At 39.3% G+C, this 25,437-nt stretch carries 24 protein-coding genes and 1 riboswitch; of the genes, 12 read left to right on the forward strand and 12 right to left on the reverse strand.

What is annotated here, in order from left to right; translation table 11 throughout:
- The first annotated feature begins 277 nt into the window (after positions 1 to 277).
- Both mutM and AC5YDM_RS10230 read left to right on the forward strand, forming a co-directional pair.
- Complete coding sequence (gene mutM / locus AC5YDM_RS10225) at positions 278 to 1,132, forward strand: bifunctional DNA-formamidopyrimidine glycosylase/DNA-(apurinic or apyrimidinic site) lyase (RefSeq protein WP_496152007.1); 855 nt, start codon at positions 278 to 280, stop codon at positions 1,130 to 1,132.
- Positions 1,129 to 1,410 (forward strand): peptidylprolyl isomerase, encoded by a 282-nt coding sequence (locus AC5YDM_RS10230; RefSeq protein WP_496152008.1) that lies wholly within the window; start codon positions 1,129 to 1,131, stop codon positions 1,408 to 1,410. Before mutM ends, AC5YDM_RS10230 begins: the two co-directional genes overlap by 4 nt.
- Positions 1,411 to 1,538: 128 nt before the next feature.
- Here the strand turns inward: AC5YDM_RS10230 and mscL are convergent, their stop codons facing one another.
- Entirely contained in the window at positions 1,539 to 1,970 is a 432-nt protein-coding gene (mscL, locus tag AC5YDM_RS10235) for a large conductance mechanosensitive channel protein MscL (RefSeq protein ID WP_496152009.1), read from the reverse strand.
- A 207-nt stretch (positions 1,971 to 2,177) separates the two neighbouring features.
- A complete protein-coding gene (typA, locus tag AC5YDM_RS10240; RefSeq protein WP_496152010.1) occupies positions 2,178 to 4,016 on the reverse strand; it encodes a translational GTPase TypA in 1,839 nt (612 codons plus the stop codon).
- Positions 4,017 to 4,189: 173 nt separating this feature from the next.
- Between typA and AC5YDM_RS10245 the strand changes: the two genes are divergently transcribed.
- From AC5YDM_RS10245 to AC5YDM_RS10255, 3 genes are all read left to right on the forward strand, one after another.
- Complete coding sequence (locus AC5YDM_RS10245) at positions 4,190 to 5,560, forward strand: uracil-xanthine permease family protein (protein WP_496152011.1); 1,371 nt, start codon at positions 4,190 to 4,192, stop codon at positions 5,558 to 5,560.
- 63 nt (positions 5,561 to 5,623) lie between these two features.
- A complete protein-coding gene (locus AC5YDM_RS10250; RefSeq protein WP_496152012.1) occupies positions 5,624 to 6,649 on the forward strand; it encodes a methyltransferase in 1,026 nt (341 codons plus the stop codon).
- Between the two features lie 9 nt (positions 6,650 to 6,658).
- Entirely contained in the window at positions 6,659 to 8,122 is a 1,464-nt protein-coding gene (locus AC5YDM_RS10255; RefSeq protein ID WP_496152013.1) for an amino acid permease, read from the forward strand.
- A gap of 72 nt (positions 8,123 to 8,194) precedes the next feature.
- Here AC5YDM_RS10255 and AC5YDM_RS10260 read toward each other — a convergent pair whose 3' ends face one another.
- Together AC5YDM_RS10260 and omp38 are read right to left on the reverse strand one after the other, a co-directional pair.
- Complete coding sequence (locus tag AC5YDM_RS10260) at positions 8,195 to 8,665, reverse strand: OmpA family protein (protein WP_496152014.1); 471 nt, start codon at positions 8,663 to 8,665, stop codon at positions 8,195 to 8,197.
- A 130-nt stretch (positions 8,666 to 8,795) separates the two neighbouring features.
- Positions 8,796 to 9,830 (reverse strand): outer membrane protein Omp38, encoded by a 1,035-nt coding sequence (omp38, locus tag AC5YDM_RS10265; RefSeq protein ID WP_496152015.1) that lies wholly within the window; start codon positions 9,828 to 9,830, stop codon positions 8,796 to 8,798.
- Positions 9,831 to 10,202: 372 nt separating this feature from the next.
- Between omp38 and AC5YDM_RS10270 the strand changes: the two genes are divergently transcribed.
- From AC5YDM_RS10270 to AC5YDM_RS10280, 3 genes are all read left to right on the forward strand, one after another.
- Complete coding sequence (locus AC5YDM_RS10270; protein WP_496152016.1) at positions 10,203 to 10,736, forward strand: GspH/FimT family pseudopilin; 534 nt, start codon at positions 10,203 to 10,205, stop codon at positions 10,734 to 10,736.
- Positions 10,737 to 10,858: 122 nt separating this feature from the next.
- The gene (locus tag AC5YDM_RS10275) at positions 10,859 to 12,034 is read left to right on the forward strand and encodes a thiolase family protein (RefSeq protein WP_496152017.1); all 1,176 of its coding nucleotides are present in this window, start codon (positions 10,859 to 10,861) and stop codon (positions 12,032 to 12,034) included.
- A 198-nt stretch (positions 12,035 to 12,232) separates the two neighbouring features.
- A complete protein-coding gene (locus AC5YDM_RS10280) occupies positions 12,233 to 12,676 on the forward strand; it encodes a VOC family protein (RefSeq protein ID WP_496152018.1) in 444 nt (147 codons plus the stop codon).
- A gap of 43 nt (positions 12,677 to 12,719) precedes the next feature.
- Here the strand turns inward: AC5YDM_RS10280 and AC5YDM_RS10285 are convergent, their stop codons facing one another.
- The 8 genes from AC5YDM_RS10285 to AC5YDM_RS10320 form a co-directional block, all read right to left on the reverse strand.
- Entirely contained in the window at positions 12,720 to 13,073 is a 354-nt protein-coding gene (locus AC5YDM_RS10285; RefSeq protein ID WP_496152019.1) for a DMT family transporter, read from the reverse strand.
- A 172-nt stretch (positions 13,074 to 13,245) separates the two neighbouring features.
- Entirely contained in the window at positions 13,246 to 14,232 is a 987-nt protein-coding gene (locus AC5YDM_RS10290) for a diaminopimelate dehydrogenase (protein ID WP_496152020.1), read from the reverse strand.
- Positions 14,233 to 14,427: 195 nt separating this feature from the next.
- The gene (locus AC5YDM_RS10295) at positions 14,428 to 14,913 is read right to left on the reverse strand and encodes a DUF934 domain-containing protein (protein WP_496152021.1); all 486 of its coding nucleotides are present in this window, start codon (positions 14,911 to 14,913) and stop codon (positions 14,428 to 14,430) included.
- On the reverse strand, positions 14,906 to 16,549 hold the full coding sequence (locus tag AC5YDM_RS10300; protein ID WP_496152022.1) for a nitrite/sulfite reductase: 1,644 nt from the start codon (positions 16,547 to 16,549) through the stop codon (positions 14,906 to 14,908). Before AC5YDM_RS10300 ends, AC5YDM_RS10295 begins: the two co-directional genes overlap by 8 nt.
- A gap of 274 nt (positions 16,550 to 16,823) precedes the next feature.
- Complete coding sequence (locus AC5YDM_RS10305; RefSeq protein WP_496152023.1) at positions 16,824 to 17,336, reverse strand: DUF1543 domain-containing protein; 513 nt, start codon at positions 17,334 to 17,336, stop codon at positions 16,824 to 16,826.
- A 27-nt stretch (positions 17,337 to 17,363) separates the two neighbouring features.
- Positions 17,364 to 18,089, reverse strand: coding sequence for a CPBP family intramembrane glutamic endopeptidase (locus AC5YDM_RS10310; RefSeq protein WP_496152024.1), 726 nt, complete (start codon positions 18,087 to 18,089; stop codon positions 17,364 to 17,366).
- A gap of 147 nt (positions 18,090 to 18,236) precedes the next feature.
- Positions 18,237 to 19,478 carry a tryptophan synthase subunit beta gene (gene trpB, locus AC5YDM_RS10315; protein WP_496152025.1) on the reverse strand — a complete coding sequence of 414 codons (1,242 nt, stop codon included), beginning with the start codon at positions 19,476 to 19,478 and terminating at the stop codon, positions 18,237 to 18,239.
- Complete coding sequence (locus tag AC5YDM_RS10320) at positions 19,462 to 20,103, reverse strand: phosphoribosylanthranilate isomerase (protein ID WP_496152026.1); 642 nt, start codon at positions 20,101 to 20,103, stop codon at positions 19,462 to 19,464. The genes trpB and AC5YDM_RS10320 overlap by 17 nt, the downstream gene beginning before the upstream one ends.
- Before the next feature lie 154 nt (positions 20,104 to 20,257).
- Positions 20,258 to 20,475: riboswitch (cobalamin riboswitch) on the forward strand.
- Between the two features lie 37 nt (positions 20,476 to 20,512).
- Here AC5YDM_RS10320 and AC5YDM_RS10325 point away from each other — a divergent pair.
- From AC5YDM_RS10325 to AC5YDM_RS10340, 4 genes are all read left to right on the forward strand, one after another.
- The gene (locus AC5YDM_RS10325; protein ID WP_496152027.1) at positions 20,513 to 22,369 is read left to right on the forward strand and encodes a TonB-dependent receptor plug domain-containing protein; all 1,857 of its coding nucleotides are present in this window, start codon (positions 20,513 to 20,515) and stop codon (positions 22,367 to 22,369) included.
- A 110-nt stretch (positions 22,370 to 22,479) separates the two neighbouring features.
- Positions 22,480 to 23,058, forward strand: a complete 579-nt coding sequence (locus tag AC5YDM_RS10330; RefSeq protein ID WP_496152028.1) for a cob(I)yrinic acid a,c-diamide adenosyltransferase — start codon at positions 22,480 to 22,482, stop codon at positions 23,056 to 23,058.
- 135 nt (positions 23,059 to 23,193) lie between these two features.
- Positions 23,194 to 23,907 (forward strand): glycerophosphodiester phosphodiesterase, encoded by a 714-nt coding sequence (locus AC5YDM_RS10335; protein ID WP_496152102.1) that lies wholly within the window; start codon positions 23,194 to 23,196, stop codon positions 23,905 to 23,907.
- Between the two features lie 296 nt (positions 23,908 to 24,203).
- Positions 24,204 to 25,370, forward strand: a complete 1,167-nt coding sequence (locus AC5YDM_RS10340; protein ID WP_496152029.1) for an acyl-CoA desaturase — start codon at positions 24,204 to 24,206, stop codon at positions 25,368 to 25,370.
- The last annotated feature ends 67 nt before the right edge of the window (positions 25,371 to 25,437 follow it).

A 25,437-nucleotide genomic window follows, 5' to 3' on the forward strand; every position in this document is an offset into this window, starting at 1 on the left:
TATCAATTAATAATTATTTATAATTTTTATTTTTAAATTAAAAATTTACCATTATTAAACAAATACTTAAAATTAATAAAATATTGTTTCAAACTTGATTTTTAACTTTCCTACATTAAGGCATATCGACCAAAGTTTAAACATTCCAGTAATTTCAAATGATTCAATTCGCGATTTTCCTTCATTTATAAATGACCAATAGTTCAGGAATTCAATGCTTGCATTCTGAGTTAAAGAGCCCAATATTAAACTCAATCTTAGTTGCACATTGATTCGCATGCCTGAATTACCAGAAGTCGAAACCACCAAAACCAGTTTGGCACCCTTACTTGATCAGACCGTTCAATCCCTAAAGGTTTACCAATCGAGTTTAAGATGGCCCATTCCTGAAGATATTCAAAAACTTCAAGGTCAAAAACTACTAAAACTCACAAGACGTTCTAAGTATATTTTGGCTGAATTTGAAAATGACACCATGCTCTGGCATTTAGGCATGTCGGGTAGTTTTAGATTATGTGAAGCTCAAGACGAATTACGCAAACATGATCATTTGGTTATTCAGTTTGATGATATTCAACTTCGCTATCATGATCCACGTCGTTTCGGCTGTATCCTTTGGCTTGATGAATATTCGCAAACCAAGTTGATTGATACACTTGGTCCTGAACCTCTCAGTGATGCATTTAATGCAGACTACTTAGCTGCAAAATTTAAGACAAAAAATGTTGGGGCTAAGGTTGCCATTATGGATAACCATATCGTGGTTGGTGTTGGAAATATCTATGCCACTGAAAGCCTATTCAATCTTGGTATTCATCCTGCTCAACCGGCTTCTAGTCTAAGTCGAGATCAAATTGAAAGATTTGTCATTGAAGTCAAAAGGATTCTAAAACAAGCAATTGATTTAGGTGGTTCAACCTTACGTGACTACAGTAATGCAATGGGTGAAAATGGTTATTTCCAACAAACTCTGCTCGCCTACGGTCGTTCAGGTGAAATGTGCGTCAACTGTGAAACTACATTAGAAAACTTAAAACTTGGTCAACGTGCTTCTGTGTTTTGCCCACAGTGCCAACCGCTAAAAAAGGTTAAAATAGCAGTTAAGACATCTCCCAAAGGAAGCAAAGCATGAAATCTGCCATCGTTCGACATATTTTAGTCAAAGACAAAGATCTATGTGAACAGCTTAAGAAGAAAATTAAAGCAGGCTCAGACTTTGCAAAAATTGCTAAACAACACTCTACGTGCCCTTCTGGTAAAAAAGGTGGCGAGCTAGGTGATATTAAAAAAGGGCAACTCGTCACACCGATTGATAAAGCCGTTTTCACCCTCCCTGAGCGTGAACTGCATGGTCCAATCAAAAGTCAGTTTGGCTGGCATCTACTCGAAATTAAATTTCGTATGGATTAACCATTCCACCCTCTATTCCTCTGTTTTTTGATTTCTAACTTTCTGATTTAGAAAAATCTACATTTGAAAGATGATTTTCAGTGAATAAAAAACGGCGCATGATGCGCCGTTTTTTTGTGTTAAAAGAATTAACCTTTACGCTTTAATTCATCACGAATTTCACGTAGCAATTCAATATCTTCTGGAGTTGCTGCTGGTTCTTCAGCAGGAGCTTCATTCTTACGAATACGATTCATCACTTTAACCAGTAAGAATACAACCCAAGCAAGGATTAGGAAGTTAATAAATACAGTTAAGAAATTACCGTATTGAAGTACATTCACACCTGCTTTTTGTAATTCTTCCAAGGTTGCTAAGTTATTTGGATTATCGCCAAGTACAACAAACCATTGAGAAAAATCAACATCCCCACCCGTGATTACAGAGATCAATGGCATGATGACGTCTTTTACCAATGAATCAATAATTTTACCAAACGCACCACCGATGATCACACCAATGGCTAAATCCATCATATTGCCTTTAATGGCAAATTCTTTAAACTCTTGAACGATACTCATTGAATTCTCCAGATCGCATTTTCATTTATTTTATTTAAATTTTTTGAATGACTGAACACTCTAAAAATGTGAAGCAGTTCATATACGCGAGTAATTTACTCGGAATTGATTTAATTATAAATATGTAATTGCTTATTCTAAACAAAAAAATGCTACCACGAATGGTAGCATTTGATAAATAACACTTAGATAAAGTGTATTTACATATTATTTACCAGAACGGTTACGTTTACGTTCGTTTTCAGTCAAGTAACGCTTACGGATACGGATTGACTTAGGTGTTACTTCAACTAACTCATCATCTTCAATGAATTCAAGCGCTTGTTCAAGTGTGTATTCTACAGCAGGAACAAGAGTTAACGCTTCATCAGTACCAGATGCACGTACGTTTGTTAACTGTTTAGCTTTAGTTGGGTTAACAGTCATGTCATCAGAACGTGAGTTAATACCAATGATCATACCTTCGTAAACTTCTAACTGAGGTTTAGCGAATAGACGACCACGGTCTTGAAGTGTGAACAATGCATAGCCAAGGCAAGTACCTTGAACCATAGAAATCAACACACCGTTTTGACGCTTCGCAACAGTACCTTGTTTCATAGGACCGTAATGCGAGAAGCTTGACGTCATGATACCTGTACCAGAAGTCATCGTTAAGAATTCTGAACGGAAGCCAATTAAGCCACGTGAAGGAACAGTCGCTTCAATACGGATACGGCCTTTACCGTCAACTTCCATATTAGTCATTTCGCCTTTACGGTGACCCATTTGTTCCATTACAGAACCTTGATGTTGTTCTTCAACGTCAAAAGTAACGTTTTCATACGGCTCTTGTTTTTCACCGTCAACTTCTTTCAAGATTACTTGTGGACGAGATACGCCCATTTCGAAACCTTCACGACGCATGTTTTCAATAAGAACTGAAAGGTGAAGTTCACCACGACCAGAAACTTTGAAACGGTCTGGAGAATCAGTATCTTCAACACGTAATGCTACGTTGTGGATCAATTCGCGGTCTAGACGTTCACGGATATTACGTGAAGTTACGAATTTACCTTCTTTACCAGCAAACGGTGAGTTGTTTACTTGGAATGTCATCGTTACTGTAGGTTCATCTACAGAAAGTGGTGGAAGTGCTTCAACAGCTTTCGGATCACAAATCGTGTCAGAAATGTTAAGTGCATCGATACCTGTTACACACACGATATCGCCTGCAGAAGCTTCTTCAACGTCAACGCGATCTAGACCATGGTAACCCATGATTTTTAAGATACGACCGTTACGTGTTTTACCTTCTTTATCGATTACAGTCACTTGTGTGTTCAATTTAACTGAACCACGTTGAATACGACCAACACCGATAACACCAACGAAGCTGTTATAGTCAAGTGAAGACACTTGCATTTGGAATGGACCATCAACGTCAACTGCTGGTGGTTCAACGATGTCTACGATTGTTTGGAACAATGGAGTCATGTCTTCAGCAAGTTCTTCTGGAGAAGGACCAGCAACACCACGAAGACCAGAAGCATAAACGATTGGGAAGTCTAACTGTTCGTCAGTACCACCTAAGTTATCAAACAAATCGAAAACTTGGTCGATAACCCAATCTGGACGCGCGCTTGGCTTGTCTACTTTGTTGATGATTACGATTGGCTTCAAACCACGTGCGAACGCTTTTTGCGTTACGAAACGAGTTTGTGGCATAGGACCTTCTTGAGAATCGACAAGAAGAAGTACGCAGTCAACCATTGACATTACACGTTCAACTTCACCACCGAAGTCAGCATGTCCCGGGGTGTCCACAATGTTAATGCGGTATTCAGTATTTGTACGAGCATCAGTCCATTTAATTGCAGTGTTTTTTGCAAGAATGGTAATACCACGTTCGCTTTCAATAGCGCCCGAATCCATGACACGCTCGATCTCACCCGCGCGATCACCGAGAGCACCTGATTGCTGCAAAAGTTTGTCTACAAGAGTGGTTTTACCATGATCGACGTGCGCAATAATGGCGATGTTACGGAGAGTTTTAATATCTGACATGTATATTCAATGCGTATTTAATTTGAGGGCAAATTATACAGAAAAAACTCAGCTTTTAGTAGTGACAGTTTATTGACAATGTCGATTTTTTTTGACAAATCTATGACATTTGGTTTTATAAAGGCATTTATCTCGATTAGAATAGCGCCATCCTGCCAATACCCTGATGACTCATGTCTGATTTAAACACGTCTCCAGAGCAAAAGGATCAGTTAGATCTGGTCTACGGTCTAAATGATCGCCCGAAACCTTTTGTTGCATTTTTAGCCGCTTTTCAACATCTCCTCGCGATTATCGTTCCTATTGTTACCCCAGGCTTGCTCATTTGTTTAGCACTCGGTGTATCAAAAGAAGATACCAATATGATTCTTTCGATGTCATTGGTCATCTCTGGCATCGCAACCTTTTTACAGTGTAAACGTGTCGGGCCTTTTGGTGCTGGACTACTCATTGTTCAAGGCACGAGTTTTAACTTTATTGGACCAATCATTGGTATTGGTTCAGCAATGGTTGCAGCAGGCACGCCTGTTGAATCAGTGATGGCTGCCATTTTTGGTGTCGTGATTGCAGGCTCATTTATTGAAATGGGTGTTTCACAAATTCTCCCATGGATTAAACGTCTGATTACCCCACTGGTAACAGGTATTGTGGTTTTACTGATTGGCTTAACTTTAATTAAAGTGGGTCTGACCAGCATGGGTGGTGGTTACGGTGCAATGAAAGACGGGACATTTGCAAATGCAGACAACCTCATTATGTCATGTACTGTTCTAGGTCTAATTATTTTACTTAACCGCTTAAAAATCACTTGGATCAAAAGTTCTGCCATTCTAATCGCTTTAATTGTCGGTTACGCATTAGCTGGCTTTATGGGACATCTTGATTTCTCAGGATTGAAAGATGCACCTTTAATTCAAGTTCCGAGCCCGATGCACTTTGGATTAGATTTCTCATGGAGTCTATTTATTCCAATGGCATTCATTTACCTTGTGACTTCATTAGAAGCCATTGGTGACGTGACTGCAACCTCTAAACTTTCTAATGAACCTGTTGATGGTCCTAAATGGATGCAACGCATTAAAGGTGGCGTGTTGGTGAATGGTGCTAACTCATTCCTTGCTGGTATCTTTAACACCTTCCCAAGTTCTGTATTTGCACAAAATAATGGTGTGATTCAACTCACAGGTATTGCAAGTCGCTATGTGGGCATTTGGGTTGCGGCACTGTTAGTGATTTTAGGCTTCCTGCCTATCGTTGCTGGTGTCATCCAAGCTGTTCCACAAGCAGTATTGGGCGGTGCTGTGATGGTGATGTTCGGTGCTGTAGCCGCATCTGGGATTAATATTCTAGCTGGTGTTAATCTTGACCGTCGTGCCCTCCTCATTATCGCTATTTCTCTAGGCTTAGGCTTAGGGGTTGCACAAGTTCCTGATATTTTGGCGCATATGCCTGAATTGTTCCGTAACATCTTTAGTTCAGGTGTTGCGACAGGCGGTATTGCAGCATTGTTATTAAATATTATTCTTCCAGAGACGAAGAAATAATTTCATTTCAGCTTCAACATTGCCCAGCATTGTCTGGGCAATGTTGTTATATGGAGAGACAAAATGGATCCAAGAAGTGAAGTTGTCATTCGACAGCATGATTATCTTTCTGGGCGAGTATTATTGGTTAATGCCCCTACAGATGATTTAGCGTCCAATTTAGACAAAGAGATTGAACCAATTTTTTGGACTTGGAATTTTAACGAATACCAATATTTTCAAAATCAACAAGCCAATGTGCATTTTGGTGTTGAACTACCCGAACAAGCATTTGATCAAGCGATCATTTTTGTTCCTAAGTCTAAAGAATTACTCAACTACGTTTTACACAATGTGGTGAGTCGTTTATCTACTGGTGCTTTCATCTTTCTCGTTGGTGAGAAGAAAGCTGGCGTAGAGCGTGCGGCAAAGCAACTACAACCCTATGGTCCTGCACTCAAATTAGACAGTGCACGACATTGTCAAATGTGGCAAATGACTATTGAAAAAACAGTCACTGCTAAAACACTTGAAGAATGGGCTATGCAATACCTCGTTTCCACGCCAAATGGCGAGCTCACCATTTGTGCATTACCAGGTGTTTTTAGTCAAAAGAGCTTAGATGTAGGTACAGCGGTTCTTCTACCCTATTTATCACAAGTGACTGTGGGTAAAATTGCTGATTTCGGTTGTGGCGCAGGCGTAATTAGTGCTTACCTTGCCAAACTCAATCCAGAAAACCGCATTTTTGCGATGGATGTCGATGCATTTGCATTGGCCTCAACACGGATGACATTTGATAAAAATAACCTTTTACCAGAACGACTTGAGATTAAAGCTGTGACTGGTATTGAAGATGCACCGTTATTTTTACACGCAATCGTCAGCAATCCCCCATTTCATCAAGGGATCAAGACAGATTACAATGCTAGTGAGAATTTATGCAAAACTGCGCGTCGCCATTTAAAATCGGGTGGTGAGCTTTGGTTGGTTGCAAACCGTTTTTTAAATTATCCGATTTTGATCGAACAAAATTTTGGTCAATGTACAATTAAAGCTGATCAACATGGCTTTAAAGTGTTATTCGCTAACACTCAAAAGAAATCATAAGGAACTTCAATGAGCGAAAACGTTCAAACACAGCAGCTTAAGCGAAAGCTTGGTGCACGCCATCTGAATATGATCGCCATTGGTGGTTCTATTGGTACAGGTTTATTCCTCGCATCTGGTGCAACCATTGCCAATGCGGGTCCAGGTGGTGCATTACTTGCCTATGCATTGATTGGTGTCATGATTTACTTTTTGATGACAAGCCTTGGTGAATTGGCAACGCATAATCCGACTTCTGGTGCGTTCTTTACTTACGGGACTAAATACGTATCAAATGGTTTTGGTTTTGCATTAGGTTGGAACTATTGGTACAACTGGGCTATCACCGTTGCATTTGAATTGGTTGCTGTACAGTTCATCATGAAATTTTGGTTTCCTGATATTCCGGGCTTTTACTGGAGTGCTTTGTTTCTCGCTGTGGTTTTTGGGATTAATGCATTAACTGTAAAAGGTTTTGGTGAGAGTGAGTTTTTCTTCTCACTAATCAAAGTGCTTGCCATTATCATCTTTATCATCATTGGTATCGTGATGATTGTGAAAATCATGCTAACACCGGAAGTCGCAACATTTGCGAATTGGACAACAGGCGAAGCACCATTTGTTGGTGGTTTCTCTGCCCTAATTGGTGTCGCAATGATTGCAGGATTCTCATTCCAAGGCACTGAGATGGTCGGTGTTGCCGCAGGTGAATCCAAAGATCCGAAGAAAACAATTCCTATCGCGATCAAGCAAATTTTTTGGCGCATCTTGTTGTTCTATATCGTGTGTATCTTCATTATCGGTACATTGATTGCCTATGATGATCCACGTCTTTTACAAGCTGCATCTGATGAAAATATTGCCCTATCACCATTCACTCTTCTCTATGAGCAAGCTGGCTTTGCATTTGCTGCAAGTGTAATGAATGCTGTGATTTTGACTGCGATTTTATCTGCTGGTAACTCAGGCATGTATTCATCAACGCGTATGTTATTTGACATGGCAAAGAACGGAAGTGCACCGAAAGTATTCTCTAAGTTAGATACACGCGGCGTTCCAATGAATGCTTTGTATGCAACAACGGCGATTGCAGCACTTTGCTTCTTAACTACGTTCATTGGTGAAGAGCAAGTTTTTAACTGGCTACTCAATATGTCTGGTATGTGTGGCTTTATTGTTTGGTTAGGTATTGCGATTTCACATTATCGTTTCCGTAAAGGTTACCTCACTCAAGGCTACAAACTTGAAGACCTCGCTTATCGTGCAAAATTCTTTCCATTTGCACCGTGGTTTGCGTTCATTCTATGTGCCATTGTTGTGCTAGGTCAAAACTATCAAGCTGTGCTTAATGGTGAATGGTTAGCTGTACTTTCAACCTATATTGGTATTTTCTTATTCTTTGCAATTTGGATCGGTTACAAACTTAAAAGAGAATCCAAATTGGTGAAATACAATGAAATGGATGTACAGCCAATGAAGGTAGACCAAGACTAATTCAGTTTTATCTTATTCTTTCACAAATAAAAAAATCGGACTCTAGTCCGATTTTTTTATAATAATCCGTTATTACTGAATTTTTAAAGTTGCACTAACACGGCGGTTATTTGCACGACCTTCTGAAGTATCGTTTGTATCAATCGGCTTCGAAGAACCAACACCAAATGCTTTCACTTGATTTGGATTAACACCATGGTTCATGATCAGTGTATTACGAATAGAATTTGCACGCTCTAAAGACACACGACGATTCGTCGCAGCTGAACCACTACTATCTGTATGACCTTCTAACTCAAGTACAAAGTTTTGGTTTTGCGCCAAACCTTTAGCTGCTGTAATTAAATAAATTTGATACTTCGCTTCAATTTCACTTGAGTTGGTATCAAAATAAATAGATACGCCATTTTTAAGTTCATGCAATATTTTTTGTGATGCAACTTCTTGTGTTTGAACAGAATCATTTACTTTTGTCGTTGAACATCCGATAAGTAAACCACTACTGAAAACTGCTACTAAAAGCAAATTTTGCATTTTTTTCATGATAATCACTCTTATTGTTTGATCTTAATAGTATTTTTGAGAAATATATCACACTTTATTGTTTTTCTTTTTTTATTAACAAAAAAAAACGACTCCGAAGAGTCGTTTTCATTAAGAAACAGATCTCAAATTATTGAGCTGTTACAGTACGGCTACCAGAAATCGTTGCGAATACGCGACGGTTCATAGCACGACCTTCTTTAGTCTTGTTGTCAGCAATCGGTTGATCCCAAGCGAAACCTTGAGTAGACAAACGAGCAGCATCAACGTTGTATTCGCTTACAAGTGCAGACTTAACAGAGTTAGCACGAGCTAGAGATAAACGTTCGTTCAATGCACGTGGACCAGTGTTATCTGTGTGACCTTCAATACGAGCAGTCGCATTCGGGTATTCAGATAGTTTTTCAGCTACTTTAGCGATTTCTGGTTTGTATTGATCTTTGATGTTTGATTTGTTTGTATCAAAGAACACACGTAATTCCATGTTCAAGTCTTCAACAAGTTGTTGAGGAGCTGGTTGAACTGGAGCAGGAGCCGCTTCTACTGGAGCAACTTCAACTACTGCAGCAGCAGGTTTCAAGTGACCACCAAGAACAACATTAAGACCAGCTAAAGCTGTGTAGTTCCAGAAATCTTCATCAATGTTATAAGTAGCACGAGCTTCAGTACGTAGAGACAAAGCGTCGTTTAAGCGCCAGAAAGCACCCACACCCGCATTACCTAAAGTACCTTCGTCATCTTTAAGATTACCGAATGAACCATCATATTCGTATTTATAGTGACCAGCACCTAATAATACATATGGCTTAACTTTGCTGTCATAGTTTTTAGTGATCAAATCAGAAGTAGCATAGAAGTTACCATTGATTTGAGTCTGTTTATATTCACCAAAGCTAGCAGAATCAGTCTCAATATCACCTTTAACTTGGTTATATTCAGCTTCGAAACCTAACCAAGGTGTCAATTCGATACCAAGCGCAGCACCAACGAATAAATCGTCTTGAAGCTCAGCAGGCTCATCATAAAGATGATCTTCATAGCTGTTATTGTGTGCAGTGTCTTGGAATGTGTAACCAACCATTAACGGAGTAATGGTTACGCCAGCGTTAGCAGCAGCAAATGGTGCAGCAACAAGCATAGCAAGTGCGATACGACTCAATTTCATGGATATCCTCCAGAGATAACAATTGTTTTTCAAGCTCAGCCTAAAATATTATGGCTTCCTGAGATAGGCTTTTTTATACCCCAGTATTTTTTTTAAGCTACTCACGTTGAATCATACAAACACTTGAAGACAATTCCAAGTGCTTGATTACTTTAATCAAGTAAATTATTGACAAAATTACTTACAATTTCCGTTGTAATTCGGTAATTTTTTACTCAATTTGACCTTGAGAATAACTTATCTTTCCATTCCCAGCATTTTAACAGCAATAAGAAATGATAGTAATCATTTTTTATAATGAAGGGTTTAATCCTTTTAAATTTATTAAAATTTTAAAAATCAGACAATTAATAAACAAAAGAAGTATAAACAATGTATCCAAATTGTAAAGGGCGTGGATTTACGCTGATTGAACTTATTGTAACCATCGCTATTTTAGCCATTATGGTTAGTATCGCCCTGCCTTCATATCACAATTTTATGGAACGGCAGGAGCATAATCAAATGCTGCCCACGATTCGTAATCTAATTCAGCTATCAAAAAACTTAGCAGTGACACAGCATCAACGAATCGTGATATGTGCTTCAGATAACTTAGACACTTGTTCAAACAATCAATGGAATAGAGGCATCTTGATATTCACCGATCGAAATAATAATAAAATATTAGATGCAAATGAAATGATTCATCAAAAGCTGAAAACCAACTTAAAGTATGGCAATCTAGAATGGGATGGAGGCAGTACAAGTCCAAATACTGTCACATTTATGGGAGATACAGGGCTACCTCGTGGATCTCAAGGAAGCTTTCATTATTGTAGTTTAAAAACTTCTCAAAATAATACGCGCTATGTGGTCAATCAAATGGCACATGTTCGTACTGAGCTCAGCCATAAATGCCTATGAGCATAAGTACTGATCAGTCAAAATAATGTTATGAAGCTTCACTCTTCGCAAATTTTCAATATACTGCTTGGGCTATAAAGTTTTTGAATACAACATGCAAATATAACAATGGAAGTACAACAATGACTGAAATCGTAATCGTAAATGGCGCTCGTACAGCAATGGGTGGCTTTCAAGGTAGCTTGTCTGGACTGACAGCACCTGAGCTGGGTGCAGTAACCATTAAAGAAGCAGTTGCTCGCGCAGGGCTACAACCGACAGACATCGAAGAAGTGATTATGGGCTGTGTACTTCCAGCCGGCTTAAAACAAGGCCCCGCTCGCCAAGCCATGCGTCAAGCAGGTCTACCGGATACTACAGGCGCTGTGACCATTAACAAGCTTTGTGGCTCTGGTATGAAAGCTGTAATGCAAGCAGCTGACATGATTAAAGCAGGTTCTGCACAATTTGTCGTTGCTGGTGGCATGGAATCCATGACCAATGCCCCTTATGTTTTGCCAAAAGCACGTGGTGGTTTCCGTATGGGTCATGGCGAAATCAAAGATCATATGTTCCTTGATGGGCTTGAAGATGCTGAAACAGGTCGTTTAATGGGATCATTCGCACAAGATATGGCGAATACTAAAGGCTACACACGTGAACAGATGGATGCTTTTGCAATCCGTTCTTTAGAGCGTGCTAAAACTGCCATTACAGAGGGTTATTTTGCAGATGAGATCGTTCCTGTGACTGTCTCGTCTCGTAAAGGCGATGTTGTTGTAGATAAGGATGAGCAACCCTTTAATGCCAATATTGATAAAATTCCGACTCTACGCCCTGCCTTTGCTAAAGATGGTACGATTACTGCTGCAAATGCGAGTTCTATTTCTGACGGCGCATCAGCTTTAGTTTTAACATCAGTAGAACAAGCAGCAGCTAAAGGGCTTGCTCCTCTTGCGAAGATTATTGCTTATGCATCAAACTCTCAGCACCCTTCTGAATTTACCATCGCTCCAGTTGGTGCTATCCAAAAAGTTTTAGATAAAACGGGCTGGAAAGTCGAAGATGTAGATCTATGGGAGATCAATGAAGCATTTGCAATGGTGACCATGTGTCCAATCGATGAGTTCAAACTCGATGCAGCAAAAGTGAATATCAATGGTGGCGCATGTGCCCTCGGTCACCCAGTCGGCTCAACAGGCTCACGTATTATTCTAACTTTAATACATGCACTTAAACGTACAGGTGGTAAACGTGGTATCGCTGCACTGTGTATTGGTGGTGGTGAAGCAACTGCTGTCGCAATCGAGCTTTTATAACTCGATCAATATTTCACAACATTAATATCCCGAAACATCGCTCACAACAAAAAGCCTTTCATTGATGAAAGGCTTTTTTCACACTAATGATGACTCTACAAAGCACATCACCTTCAATTCAGTTACATACTCTTCATTAAACTTTAAGCCAACAGTTGTTAAATTATCTTCTCCAAAACAACAAAAACGGACTTCAAAATGCAACTGAATCACTATTTAAACTTTCAAGGACAAACGGAAGCAGCATTTAACTTTTATCGTTCTGTATTTGGCGGAGAGTTTGCAATGCTGTCGCGCTATGCAGATATCCCACCACAAGATAGAGTCACACTTTCAGATTTGGAAAAGAATTATATTTTGCACGTTTCCTTACCGATTAATGATTTCACCATACTCATGGGATCAGATACGGCTGAACATTTCTGTGCACAATCTGGAACTCCTTTTACCCAAGGCACCAATCACTATATTTCAATTAATCTTGATCAAAGTGAGCAAAATGAGGCGCATCGATTATTTTCAGCCTTATGTGAAAACGGACAAATAGAAATGCCATTAGACAAAACTTTTTGGGGTGCACTCTATGGGGCTTTTACAGATCAATTCGGTATCAAATGGATGATTAATTGTCAGCTTGAGTAATACTTAAATTTAGATATTGAATGGTATTCAATTTATATCTAATTCAAACATCTATATTTGAAAATTGAGCAATAATAATGAGTCCAATCGTGATAAATCCGATACCAATCCATCCTGCAATATCAATGTTTTGCCCAAGAAAAGTTTTTGCTAAGAAGGCAGTCGCAATCACACCTATCCCAGACCATAAAACATAGAGAATGCCAGCCTGCATAAACTTCAATGCATACGCTGCACAAGCAAAAGAGATGATATAAAGAATCAATGCGATCGCTTGATCTGCTTTATTGACCAATCCATTGCCCTTCGCTGAATAAAAGGTAGAAAGAACATCGGTTGCGATTGCGATCATTAACCAAATGATCCCTGGATTCATTTTAGCCATTAAAAAAGACATGGTTATTTTCATTGTTAAAATCGTGGTCGAAGTTTAGCTTGAGTTCCCATAATTCACTAGTCTTCAACTTTCAATGCCAAAAGAATCATTTATAAAAAAAGGCGAATTTATTATTCGCCTTTTCAATTTATCTATTTTGAATTTTTACTTTGAATACTCAAATGATTCAATCTTAGAGTAGCTCTTTACGCAATTGCTCAGGTGATTTCATAGAAAGTAAACCGGGTGCAACATCAAATGCTGTTTTAGCACCATACTGCCCCATTTGGTTCATTCGATGACATGCACGTGCATAAGCAACAAGAACACTCGCAGTAAATTCAGGGTTACTATCGAGCTTCAATGAGAATTCAACCACTTGGTTATGCTCATCGCTGCTATTACCACTACGAATCACAAAACCACCATGAGGCATCCGGTTATGCTCCTTGGCTAAGGTTTCTTCATCAATGAAGTTTACACTCGTATTGTAATCTGCAAAGTAGTCAGGCATGGTCACGATCGCTTGCTCAACCGCATTTGCATCTGCACCTTCTGCAAGTACCACATAACATTCACGGGTATGTTTATCTTTGGTCGTGAGTTGTGGACGTGAACCACTACGTACCTGTTCAATCGCATCTGTAGATGGAATCGTATATTGAACACCTGCTTTTACACCATCTACACGGCGAATCGCATCCGAGTGACCTTGGCTAAGACCTTTACCCCAAAAAGTATAGGTTTCACCATCTGGAAGAAGTGCTTCACCAAATAGACGGTTGATTGAGAACATACCAGGATCCCAACCAATCGAGATCATCGCTGTTTTCTTGTTTGCAAGTGCCGGAGCATTTACAGCATCAAAGAATTCAGGAATACGTGCGTGTGTATCAAAACTGTCTACAGTATTGAATTTGCTTGCCAATTCTGGAGTCTGTTTTGGAAGGTCGTCTTTAGAACCACCGCACAAAATCAATACATCAATCTTGTCTTGGAAACTATTTAAGTCATCCATGTGGAACACTTGTGTTTCAGCAAAACAAGGTGAAACTGTTTCTGGTGCACGGCGTGTGAAAATACCCACCAAACTTAAATCTGGATTTTTTTGAATTGACGTTTCAACGCCACGACCTAGGTTGCCGTAACCGACAATACCAATACGAATCGAATTTTGCATAACAACTGTATCACTAAAAAAATTAAAAGGATTTAAATAGGTAATTCTATGTTGCACCAATAATGATCAACATTGCATTGCTTATACTACAACACCTTGCACCAATTTAAAGCAAATGAAGCATATAGATAAACCATCTGTTTTAAGCGCCAATAAAAAAGCCCGCTTTTGGCAGGCTCTTTTATTTAAATGATTCTACGCGCCTGTTTGATAATTAGCTTGACCAACTGCGGTAGATGCTTGATACGGATTCGTGAAATCACCTAAACCCGCTGCAGCCTCAACAATATCTTTACCTTCTTTAATCACGAAAGTATCGAACCCAGAACGCTTCATATAGTTCAAGACATCTTTGAATACATCACCTGTCGCACGAAGTTCACCTTGGTAACCTTGGCGACGTAACAATGCAGCAAATGAATAACCACGACCATCATTAAAGCCTGCAAATTCGATAAAGATTGCGTCGAGCTGATCGAGTGGGAATTCGTTGGTTTCAGGAGAAGCATCAACTGTTAAAAATAATGCTTTCTTACCCGTTACATTGGCAATTTGATCCAATTGTTCAACAGTTAACACCACATCACCTTGTGGTAGTACACCATCTTCACCAATCACTTGGTAAGTATTGTCAGTTACAGTGCCGTCTTTTGCGAGCACTTGAAGTGCAGTATTAAGCATATGCACGCTCCTTAAACGGTTGAATACCAACACGACGATATGTTTCTACAAACTCTTCACCTTCTTGACGAAGATCAAGATAAGTATTCAAAATTTCTTCTACAACATCAGGCACACGCTCTGCTGCAAATGACGGCCCAAGAATGTCACCAATCGATGCATCGTGGTCTGCATTTCCACCCAAAGTAATTTGGTAGAATTCAGCGCCTTTTTTATCTACACCTAAAATACCGATGTTACCCACATGGTGATGACCACAGGCATTCATACAACCTGAGATGTTTAGATCCAATTTACCTAAATTGTAAATGGTATCTAGATCATCAAAACGGCGTGAAATTGCTTCAGAAATTGGAATAGATTTCGCATTTGCCAATGAACAGAAATCCCCGCCCGGACAGCAAATAATATCGGTAATGAAACCAATGTGCGCACGAGCCAAGTTGTTCTTTTCAAGAATAGTCCAAAGCTCAAATAAATCTTTTTGCGGAACATCCACAAGTGAAATATTTTGTTCGTGTGTCGTACGTAACTCACCAAAAGTGTACTTGTCTGCAAGGTCTGCAATCAAGTTCATCTCTTCAGTGGTCATATCACCAGGTGCAATACCAGTACGTTTCAGAGAAATCGTTACGATACGATAGCCTTTCACTTTATGGGCATTGGTGTTGATATTGAACCACTGTTTGAATTTTGGATGTTCTGCAAACTGAGTAGAGAAATCTTCATCTGCATAATCTTGATAATCAAACGGAATAAATTCTTCGTCTAATTTTTTCAAAATTTCAGGCTGGATTTTCAAAGTTTGAATGGTATGTGCAAATTCAGCTTCAACTTTTTCAGCAAATACAGCAGGTGTTAAAGCTTTTACTAAAATCTTGATACGTGCTTTATATTTGTTATCACGGCGACCATGTAAGTTATATACACGCAGTACCGCTTCTAAATAAGCAATTAAATCTTCACGTGGCAAGAAGTCACGAATAAAGCTACCAATGATCGGTGTACGACCTAGACCACCACCCACTTTGATTTTGTAGCCCATCTCGCCTGCTTCATTGCGAACGATGTAAACACCGATATCGTGGAATGACGTCGCAGCACGATCTGTTTCTTCAAGTGCAGAGACTGCGATCTTGAATTTACGTGGTAAGAATGCAAACTCTGGGTGGAAGGTTGACCACTGACGGATCAATTCACATGTCGGACGTGGATCTGCAATTTCACCCGCAACCACACCTGCGTATTGGTCAGTTGTGGTATTACGGATACAGTTACCTGATGTTTGAATCGCATGCATCTGAACGGTTGCAAGCTCTGCCAACATATCAGGTACATTCTCTAGCGCAGGCCAGTTAAACTGAATGTTTTGACGTGTAGAAACGTGTGCATAACCACGGTCATATTCTTTTGCAAGATCCGCAATTTTGCGAAGTTGCTTCGAGTTCATTAAACCATAAGGGACAGCAACACGTAACATTGGTGCATAACGTTGTACGTATAAACCATTTTGTAGGCGTAATGGACGGTATTCGTCTTCCGTCAACTTACCTGCTAAATAACGCTCCGTTTGGTCACGGAACTGTGCAACACGTTCGTTGATCAACTGCTGATCAAAATCAGTATATAAATACATGGCGTACGGCTAGTAATTTCTATTATAAAGGCGAACAGAATAGCCTTAATTGATCTATCAAGAAAATGCGTTTTTTACATATTTAATAACTGTTTTTTTGATAAGCATCTGCTCGATTCACTGATATAAAGGTTTTAACCACATTTCAGCGCCTTTATACATGAATGGAATAATTTATGAGATCTTTAGCTTTTTTACCCATAAAGCGAAGAGCCTGAAATAATAATCAATAAATCAGCATTTCAACCTTTCTATTGATTTGCTTAGAAACACATTAAGCAATCGTAATATAAGTATTTTCCCAATGGTTAGATTCAAATTTACCTTCGACCAATTGCACATAACGTCCATGCACATGATCAATGGCAATACAATCATCGACATCTAAGACACGATCTGTATGTTGCTTTTGCCAATGTTCAGCGAAATATACTTTGCCCTTTTGTTTTGCGACCATTGCATTCTGAGCAACCAGTAATACATAACGATGCAGCTCACCAAACTCTTTAGCATCGTAACCACCTAAGTTAATCAAAAATAATTTTTGTGATGCTTGGTTCGGCTGAGCATCAGTAAATTGTAATTGATATTTCGCTCCCTCAAACTCTACTCCATTGATTTTTGCCCAAGCATCGATATGCAAACCTTTTTGTTCACCGAACCATGCATTACGAAGCTGATCGTAGGTTTCTTCCAACGATTCACCTACGGCTAAAACCACATCATGCACTTCTGTATTGGCACGTGCATGACGACCACCGAGCATGACAATAAATAAACTAGGCATGGTATTTCCCTCTAACCGTCCTCAATATTAGACCGCATTCAGCTTTTGTAAAATTTCTAGAAGAATCAAAGCACCCAAAGATAATACGGCATTGTTCACAAAATGAATCAGCAACACATGCCAAATATTACGTGTCCACAAATAAATCAGGTTTAAAAACAGTCCTGCTGCCATAAAACTGATGGTCGCAATCACGTTTCCATCAAAATTATAATAATGAATCAATCCAAATAAAATGGAGTTCAATAAGACTAAAACAACACGCCACAGCCATGGTTTAACAAACAGTTTTTGCAACAAGGTATAGCGAAAAATAATATCTTCTAACAGCGCAGTAAATAAAGGACCTAAACTAATCAACAGTAGGCTGATAAATGCGATCTGACTCGAATCTAATTGGTTTTCATTCCCTGCAGATGCTCCCGTCGGCAGAAAACTTCTGGTTAGTGAAATGACCACTTGTAGCATCACAGCACCTATTAGCACCAACAAATTTGAACGCCAAAAAGCTTGTTTATACTTTTGCCAATGCTCAAGCAACATGCTTTTGTATAGGACACAAACGATGACAAACAATATTCCCCTGAATACCGTATCCCCTATGGCCACATTTACTGATTGACCAAAAATGTGTTCTAGGAAATAACCATTCAATAAAATCAGCGGAATAATACAAATGGCAAAAGTATCTCTCCATTGCCAATCAATACGGGTTGGAAACTGTTCTGCACGAACCAAGTCGGTAAATGTCATTCTTATCAATCGAATCTGTTTTTAAATTTTGGTTATTGTCGCGAGACTCACTTTTTCTTTCTATGAGGTTTTTGTGTGCATGACTCTCAATTTCAATCATAAAAAAGCTCCACGAATGGAGCTTTTAAAGATAAATAAAACCAAGTTTTACATATCAACCATTTCTACGCCATCAATACGAGCAACGGTCATTAAATCTTTATCACCACGACCTGAAACCGTCGCAATAATGATTTGATCTTTAGACATCGTCGGAGCAAGCTTGGTCACGTATGCCATTGCATGTGAACTTTCAAGTGCAGGAATAATCCCTTCAATATGCGTTAAATCTCGGAAACCTTGAAGCGCTTCATTGTCATTGATTGGTACATATTCAACACGGTTCATATCTTTTAAGAAACTATGTTCTGGTCCAACACCAGGATAATCTAAACCAGCAGATATTGAATGTGTTTCAATAATCTGACCTTGGTCGTCAGACATTAGATATGTACGGTTACCATGTAAAACACCAACATGACCTGCATTTAGTGGTGCTGAATGCTTGCCACTTTCGATACCAAGACCAGCAGCCTCAACACCGTACATTTTCACATCTTGATCATTTAAAAATGGATAGAACAAGCCCATCGCATTTGAACCACCGCCTACACATGCAACTAGGGCATCAGGTAAACGACCTGCTTGTTCTTGAATTTGTTTACGTGCTTCACGACCAATGATCGATTGGAAATCACGTACCAATTGCGGATACGGGTGTGGACCTGCAACAGTACCAATCACATAGTAGGTTGAATCAACATTCGTTACCCAGTCACGCATCGCTTCGTTCATGGCATCTTTCAGCGTTTTAGAGCCACTTTCTACGGGTACAACGGTCGCACCCAATAAACGCATACGGTAAACATTCATCGCCTGACGCTTTACATCTTCAGCACCCATGAATACAACGCATTCAAGACCTAAACGTGCTGCAATCGTTGCAGTCGCAACACCATGCTGACCTGCGCCTGTTTCTGCAATAATACGTTTTTTACCTGAAAGTTTTGCAAGAAGTGCCTGACCAATCGTGTTATTCACCTTATGTGAACCAGTATGGTTCAAGTCTTCACGCTTCAAATAAATTTGAGCACCGCCTAATTCTTTTGACCATCGTTCAGCATGATATAAAGGACTTGGGCGACCTACATAGTAAGCCAAGTCACGGTCGAATTCTGCCAGAAACTGTTTGTCATCTTTCATGCGAAAATAGAGTTTTTCTAAATCCTCTAAAGCCGCCATAAGAGTCTCTGACACAAAACGTCCGCCATGAATACCGAAATGCCCGTTTTGATCTGGGAATTGGGTATAGTCAACTTGACTGTTATGACTTTTATTTTGCTGATCCACGATGGACTCCTTGCATAAATTTTTCAATGAGTTGTTGGTCTTTTATACCTTTTGCGGACTCTACGCCTCCGCTCACATCCACAGCATAAGCCTGTGTTGTTTTAATAGCGTCTTCAACATTGTCAGGGTTTAAGCCACCTGCCAAGATTAATGGAATATCCATGTTGGGGAACTGTGCCCAGTCAAATGAATGACCTGTTCCACCTTTGAGTTCAGGATGCCAAGCATCTAAAAGCATAGCACTTGCACCTGCTTGTTGGTATTGCTGAATTGCCTCAACAAGATCTAAACCAGGTTTCACTTGAAGGGCTTTATACCAACGGCGTCCTGTTGCCTGTGCAATTTGCTGACATTCTTCAGCCGATTCATCGCCATGAAACTGTAAAACATCCAATGGAATATCTTTTAAGGTTTCTTGAATTTGCTCCAAAGATGCATTCACAAACAACCCCACCAATTGAACATAAGCAGGCGCATGTTTTGCAAGTGTTTTCGCTTGCTTGATAGTCACGTTCCGTGGACTTGGCGGAAAGAATACAAATCCGATTGCATCTGCACCTGCTTGTACAACTGACTGTACATCTTGAATACGTGTGATTCCACAAATTTTGGCGCGAGTACGCATATTTGATCGCTCTGATCTCAATCAAGATTAATGTGATTTATATAGTGTCATAAAGACCTAGCCAAAGCATTGTAAAGCAATTTTTTTAACTTGAGTAAAGTTCGTCCTGATTATTCTGCATGTTCATTGTTTATAAGACATACAATCATTATACTGCGCGCATCTTGCAACAAGTCTAAGCTTTGCTTTAGGGAAGTTGGTGAAAATCCAACACTGCCCCCGCAACGGTAAAATGAAACACATTTCTTTATAGATCTCTGAATGATTTTCAAAGATTTACGCCACTGCATTAAATATGTGGGAAGGTGGAAATGTCAGTATAAAAATATACATCATTTAAGTCCGGATACCTGCTTGTTGTGCCTTTTAACTCAATCATTCACGTGGGGTGAATGTATGGAGCGAAAATATGTCTATTCTTTTTAAACCTACAGCACTTGTGGGTGCGATCGCTATTGCGATGGGTTTTTCAACGTCTGTATCAGCAACGACTGAAGCTCAAACTTCTGCAAAATCTTCTTTAAGCACTATTGTGGTTACAGCTTCTCGTAGTGAACAAAATATTGAAAATGTGCCTGCACGAATCTCTGTAATTAATACCAAAGAAATCGATCAAGCCCCAATTTCAGACTTAGGTCATTTACTCCGTAAAGACGCCTCTTTAAATATTGTACAAAGTGGTGGTATAGGGCAAACCTCTTCTGGATTTATTCGAGGTACAGATTCTAAACATCTACTCTTCTTAAAAGATGGTGTTAGCTTAAATACAGCATTAGATGGTGGAGCAAACATCCCTTATATCGATCTAAGCGATATCGAGCGTATTGAAATTGTTAAAGGTCCTGCTTCAGTACAGTACGGTACGGATGCAATTGGCGGGGTTGTCAATGTCATTTCAAAAAAACCGTCAAAAACTGGCTTATTATTAACGACCGAATTTGGTGAAAATAATACGTATAAGTCGATAGTCGGTGCCGATTTAGTTGATGATTCTGGGATGTATGCGCAAGTCCGTGGTCAACGCCTTGAAAGTGATGGTACACCTGTCACCGATAAATCTAAACAAGATGCAAGCTTTGATCAAAAGGGTTATAGCACTAAAATTGGCATTGATAAAGCACTGTACCAAGCGCATATCAATATCAGTGAAAACAAAGGCAATAATGTTTACTACGGTGGTGCTCAAGACTTTCTTAATCAAGTTTTAAATGCATCTGCAACAGCACAACTCAAATCAAATCTCAAACTGAATGCACAAATTTCTCATTTTAAAGATGAGCTAACCGATAAAGCGGGTTACTACTACTTTGATACCGATCGCAACGAAGCTGATCTGAATCTTCAATGGAAGTTTGCTCCTCAACACAATCTCATGGTTGGTGGTGCTCTCAATCGTGCTGATATTGAAAGCTTAGCAATTGTGGGAGAAAAACAAAAATTAAACAGCGCAGGCTATTATATTCAACATCAATTTAATACTGATCAATTTCATACTCAAGCTGGGTTGAGAATTGAAGATCATGATCAGTTCGGATCACATTGGGTCGGTCAACTTGCCGGTCGCGTTGATGTAAGCCCACAAACCAGTGTTTACACCAATATTGGAACTGCATTTAAAGCACCAACTGGCAATCAACTTTATTATCACTATGAAAATGCTGACTGGGGTGGAACTTTCGGAAATCCCAATTTAAAACCTGAAGAAAGCATTTCTTATGAAATTGGTTTCGATCATGCAATTTCAGAGAATTCCAAAATTTATAGCTCTTTATATCAAACTCGAGTCGACCATCTGATCGATTATGTCAAAATTGATCAAACCAAAGATTCAACATATGCCAATGTGAAAGAAGCACAAATGCAAGGAGGTGAAATCGGTTTCAAATGGGAAAAAGCACCTTATTATCTCAATGCTGAATATGCCTATGTCGAAACTGAAAATAAGAGCACAGGTTTAGAACTTACTCGCAGACCCAAACATTCAGTTTCATCAACGCTTGGTCTTGAAAATGAAATCTATGGTTTAAGTGCAACCCTAATCGCCAAATCCAAATCGAAAATCGCCAACATGCCGAATTCAGAAGAAATGTCTGGCTATGCAACGATTGATCTCAATGGTTATTGGAAGCTCAACCCGAATATTCGATTATTTACCAACATCAAGAACGTTGGTGATGTTAAACATAAGACTGCAAACTATTATCTAGATGAGTTCTACATCAATGGTGGTCGAATCGCTTCTGCAGGTGTGACATTCAAATACTAATCAAATGTATTAGCTCCATTATTTATTCAGCAATAAAATTTTGAGAATCATGCCATCGCTATGGCATGATTCTTTTTATATTCAGTAATTAAAAATTTAAAGGAAACCTCATGGGACACCGTCTAAGTAAAATCTATACACGTACAGGCGACTCAGGCACGACAGGTCTAGGTGATGGTTCTCGTGTACCTAAAGATGACCTACGTATCCATGCTTTAGGGGATGTCGATGAGTTGAACTCATGTATTGGTATTTTACGTTCTCAAATTGCAGTCAGTTCAATTGAAGATAAAGCCAAATGGGATAAATCACTCAGCCTGATTCAACACTGGTTATTTGATTTAGGTGGAGAAGTTTGCATTCCTAACTACAACATGGTTTTACCGATTTCAGTTGAATTTCTCGAAAAAGAAATTGATGACATGAACGAGGCACTCCCGATGCTGAAAGACTTTATTTTGCCTGCTGGAACATTGGCATGTAGCTATGCACATCAAGCGCGCTCAGTCTGTCGTCGTGCGGAACGAAGCTTAATGACTGTCCATGCACGTGATCAAAATATTCAAGCAACGTCACTTCAACTCTTAAACCGCTTATCGGATTGGTTATTTGTCGCATCACGTACATTACAACGTGCAGAAGGCGGTTCAGAAGTTCTTTGGCAAAAAAACATTAACGATACGATCTAATCGTTAAAATAAATTATGAAATGATGATCGTCTTTGTCGTTATGACGGTCATTTTTAATTAAAAATATGATTTAAAATCATCATATTTCCTTCATGATTCAGCGCTATGATCATCCTGTTCAATCAGGGTGTTCTATGCGAATTATTGGTCATCGTGGTGCGCGCGGGGAAGCACCTGAAAATACCCTCGGTGGATTTCAATATATTCAAAATTTAGGGATCCGTGCTGTTGAGTTTGACGTACGTCAACTCAAAGACGATGCATTAATCATCATGCATGATGATGACTTCGTTCGAACTTCAGGCCAACAGAAAAACTTATATGAATGTAGCCGTGAAGAACTTGATGCATATAACCATGCGGTGAATTGGTCAGAATGGAATAAAGTAGAAGCCACGCCTCTACTGGATCAAACCCTAAGCTTAATTCAGAACTTTGAACATATCGAAGTCGAAGTCAAAGCTGTGAAAACTCAAGCTGAAGCTGAAAAAATTACACTTGCCCTAGAACAGCAACTAAAAGGCTTTGAACACTCTGCTGTCATTACTAGCTTTGACCCCAAAATTCATCAAGCCTTACGATCACATCACTCTCAGTTTAAACGCGGTCTGTTGATTGAAACGGATGTGAAACATCAAGCCATTGATCAAGCACTTGAACTGGAATGTTGCCAAATCGGTTGGATGAATCAACTGGCAACGGATGACATCATTCTAGCGACACGTTCTGCAAACTTAAATGTCAGTGTGTGGACGGTAAACCAACTCGATCGGGCAAAGCATTTACGTGATTTAGGGATTCAAGGTCTGATTACAGACTATCCAAAACTCATGATGCAAAATCTTTAATCCATTGAATTTTCTGACTTACTTTTTTGTATTTCAATAGATTCACCTTGCTATGAATCTAGCTATTTTCAAGAATTTTTTAATCCACTATTCACACTGGCTCATGTCTAAAACATTTCCAAATTTAGGAATTTAGCCAATGTTTTATTATGTTACTGTTTAGTACAATACAACTGTACAATAATACTAGTGAACATCTGTTTGCTCGTGCTAATATCATGAAGTCTTAATCCCTATTTTTTACATGGATTAAGGTTTCTTTTATACCTTCTAAGGTTCTAGGAGTGCTGTTGGAGATGAATGCTCCCCTACCCAAAGCCCCAATTAACTGGATCGCAGTTTTTGCATTGGTGTTTTTACCAATTGTCGCAATCATTGCTATTCCACTGTATGCGTACCATCACGACTTTAGCGCTGGTGCGTGGATTAGTTTAATTGTACTTCTTGGTTTTAGTAGCCTCGGTATTACTGCTGGCTATCACCGTTTATGGGCACATCGTGCTTATGAAGCAACATTACCTCTAAAAATCTTGTTGATGATTATGGGTACATTTGCGGTTCAAAACAGTATTCTGTTCTGGGCTTCTGGTCACCGTACGCATCATCGTCATGTTGACGATGTCGAAAAAGATCCATATTCGATTAATAATGGATTTTGGTACGCTCATATTGGGTGGATGCTTCGTAATTATCCTGCAGCTGAATCAAATTATAAAAATGCACCCGACCTTTTGGCTGATAAGGTTGTGATGTTCCAAGACAAGTACTACATTCCCTTAGTGATTGCAGTACATGCAGTGATTTTAACGACTGTCGGTTGGTTGGTTGGTGATATGTGGGGTGTTCTATTATTGGGTGGTTTACTGCGCCTAATCTTGAGCCATCACGTAACATTCTTTATTAACTCGCTATGTCATATGTGGGGCAAACGTCCTTATACAGATGAAAATACAGCACGTGATAACTTCGTTCTTGCGATTGCAACATGGGGCGAGGGTTATCATAACTATCACCATATTTTCCAATACGACTATCGTAACGGTGTGAAATGGTGGCAGTACGATCCAACGAAATGGTTGATTTGGACATGTTCTAAACTGGGTCTTGCTAAGAACTTACGTCGTATTCCAAGCTTTAATATTAAAAAAGCTGAATTGGCAATGAAGTTTAAATATGCAGAACAAGATTTGGCTGTATATGGCTTAAATGTGAATGATGACATTAGTTCAGCTAAGGCGCGTATTGCTCAGGAATATGAAGCATTCTCTCAAACATTGAATGATTGGGCGAAGTTAAAAGAGCAAGAGATTCAAGCGAAGAAAGCAGCGGTTGCCGAGAAAATTCACCAAATGGATGACAAACTTAAAGTCGATTTCCAATTGGTTGAACAGCGTCTGTCGCATCATCGTCAAACTTTGAATTTGCTAATGCGTAACTTGAAGAAATCTTCAATTTCTAACTAATTTAAAACATTTCAATGTTTCATAAAAAAGCTCTTCGGAGCTTTTTTAATTCATTCTTATTTTCATA

Source organism: Acinetobacter sp. CY81, from assembly GCF_059515925.1.

Excerpts from the sequence above, each read along its gene's own strand:
- AC5YDM_RS10255 (WP_496152013.1), top strand. The coding sequence starts at position 6,659 with ATGAGCGAAAACGTTCAAACACAGCAGCTTAAGCGAAAGCTTGGTGCA.
- mscL (WP_496152009.1), bottom strand. The coding sequence starts at position 1,970 with ATGAGTATCGTTCAAGAGTTTAAAGAATTTGCCATTAAAGGCAATATG.
- AC5YDM_RS10290 (WP_496152020.1), bottom strand. The coding sequence starts at position 14,232 with ATGCAAAATTCGATTCGTATTGGTATTGTCGGTTACGGCAACCTAGGT.
- AC5YDM_RS10295 (WP_496152021.1), bottom strand. The coding sequence starts at position 14,913 with ATGCTTAATACTGCACTTCAAGTGCTCGCAAAAGACGGCACTGTAACT.
- AC5YDM_RS10285 (WP_496152019.1), bottom strand. The coding sequence starts at position 13,073 with ATGTCTTTTTTAATGGCTAAAATGAATCCAGGGATCATTTGGTTAATG.
- mutM (WP_496152007.1), top strand. The coding sequence starts at position 278 with ATGCCTGAATTACCAGAAGTCGAAACCACCAAAACCAGTTTGGCACCC.
- AC5YDM_RS10325 (WP_496152027.1), top strand. The coding sequence starts at position 20,513 with ATGTCTATTCTTTTTAAACCTACAGCACTTGTGGGTGCGATCGCTATT.
- typA (WP_496152010.1), bottom strand. The coding sequence starts at position 4,016 with ATGTCAGATATTAAAACTCTCCGTAACATCGCCATTATTGCGCACGTC.
- AC5YDM_RS10320 (WP_496152026.1), bottom strand. The coding sequence starts at position 20,103 with ATGCGTACTCGCGCCAAAATTTGTGGAATCACACGTATTCAAGATGTA.
- AC5YDM_RS10305 (WP_496152023.1), bottom strand. The coding sequence starts at position 17,336 with ATGCCTAGTTTATTTATTGTCATGCTCGGTGGTCGTCATGCACGTGCC.
- AC5YDM_RS10340 (WP_496152029.1), top strand. The coding sequence starts at position 24,204 with ATGAATGCTCCCCTACCCAAAGCCCCAATTAACTGGATCGCAGTTTTT.
- AC5YDM_RS10270 (WP_496152016.1), top strand. The coding sequence starts at position 10,203 with ATGTATCCAAATTGTAAAGGGCGTGGATTTACGCTGATTGAACTTATT.
- AC5YDM_RS10245 (WP_496152011.1), top strand. The coding sequence starts at position 4,190 with ATGTCTGATTTAAACACGTCTCCAGAGCAAAAGGATCAGTTAGATCTG.
- AC5YDM_RS10330 (WP_496152028.1), top strand. The coding sequence starts at position 22,480 with ATGGGACACCGTCTAAGTAAAATCTATACACGTACAGGCGACTCAGGC.
- omp38 (WP_496152015.1), bottom strand. The coding sequence starts at position 9,830 with ATGAAATTGAGTCGTATCGCACTTGCTATGCTTGTTGCTGCACCATTT.
- AC5YDM_RS10335 (WP_496152102.1), top strand. The coding sequence starts at position 23,194 with ATGCGAATTATTGGTCATCGTGGTGCGCGCGGGGAAGCACCTGAAAAT.
- AC5YDM_RS10230 (WP_496152008.1), top strand. The coding sequence starts at position 1,129 with ATGAAATCTGCCATCGTTCGACATATTTTAGTCAAAGACAAAGATCTA.
- AC5YDM_RS10260 (WP_496152014.1), bottom strand. The coding sequence starts at position 8,665 with ATGAAAAAAATGCAAAATTTGCTTTTAGTAGCAGTTTTCAGTAGTGGT.
- AC5YDM_RS10310 (WP_496152024.1), bottom strand. The coding sequence starts at position 18,089 with ATGACATTTACCGACTTGGTTCGTGCAGAACAGTTTCCAACCCGTATT.
- AC5YDM_RS10275 (WP_496152017.1), top strand. The coding sequence starts at position 10,859 with ATGACTGAAATCGTAATCGTAAATGGCGCTCGTACAGCAATGGGTGGC.
- AC5YDM_RS10280 (WP_496152018.1), top strand. The coding sequence starts at position 12,233 with ATGCAACTGAATCACTATTTAAACTTTCAAGGACAAACGGAAGCAGCA.
- AC5YDM_RS10300 (WP_496152022.1), bottom strand. The coding sequence starts at position 16,549 with ATGTATTTATATACTGATTTTGATCAGCAGTTGATCAACGAACGTGTT.
- AC5YDM_RS10250 (WP_496152012.1), top strand. The coding sequence starts at position 5,624 with ATGGATCCAAGAAGTGAAGTTGTCATTCGACAGCATGATTATCTTTCT.